The organism is Nibrella saemangeumensis (assembly GCF_039541915.1).
Lineage (GTDB): Bacteria > Bacteroidota > Bacteroidia > Cytophagales > Spirosomataceae > Nibrella > Nibrella saemangeumensis.
Genome location: NZ_BAABHD010000004.1, coordinates 1 through 931, shown reverse-complemented (window position 1 = coordinate 931; position 931 = coordinate 1). Strand labels below are relative to the sequence as shown.

General features: G+C 50.4%; 1 protein-coding gene. It reads right to left on the bottom strand.

The features are described from left to right. Positions 1 to 40: 40 nt before the first annotated feature. A partial coding sequence (locus tag ABD949_RS01950) for an integrase core domain-containing protein (protein WP_345240056.1) occupies positions 41 to 931 on the bottom strand: 891 nt, incomplete at its 5' end.

Sequence of the window (931 nt, the reverse complement as noted above, 5' to 3'; positions counted from 1 at the left end):
TTGTAGTAGTCAAGACTTAGTCTGACAGATGGGGGTGAAATTAACTGTCAGTTGCTTGCTGTAGCCGTGCCCAGTTGAACTGTCCTGTTTGCTCCTGATCCGGTTCCAACTGAGGGCCTTCGGCCTTTGGTAAAGGGGAGAAAAGGGCTTCTGCCAAGGTCTCCAGCATCTTCTCTTTGGCTAAGGGCAAACTCTCTGTAAACGTCTGCATGGGCGTCTTGCCAAAGCAGTATTTTCCCGAGTGGGTTCGTTGCTGGTTGTAATGCTCCAGCCACATGTCTACATCTTGCTGCAACTGCTCTAGGCTGCTGTAGAGCTTTTTGCGAAAGGCAATGGCGTAAAACTCATCCTGAATGGTCTTGTGAAAACGTTCGCAGATGCCGTTAGTCTGCGGACTTTTAGCCTTGGTTTTGGAGTGGTCTATATCCTCCACCGCCAAGTACAACTGGTACTCGTGCTGTTCCCGATTGCCACAGTATTCTGTACCTCGGTCCGTCAGTACCCGCAATAGCCGAATCTGATGCTGTTCATAAAANCGCAATAGCCGAATCTGATGCTGTTCATAAAAGGGGACCACCCGATCATTCAGCAAATCAGCCGCTACTAAGGCGTTTTTACGGTCATACACCTTCACAAAAGCCACCTTGGCATAGGTATCTATAAAGGTTTGCTGCGGTTCCCCGCCGGGATAGATATGGCCTACCCCTTTGATGTTGCCTACATAGTAGGTGTCCTGAGCGCCTAAATAGCCCGGATGGTGAGTCTCAATCTCACCCTGAGCCTGCTTTTCCTGCTTAGCCCGCTCCAAAGCCGCTACCTGCTGGTCGGTTAGCACGATTCCTTCCTGAGCTACTTTAGCTTCTAAAGCTTTTAGGCGTTTGCCAAACGTCTCCAGGTCATGCCGTAACCAGATGCTGCGTACCCCACCAGG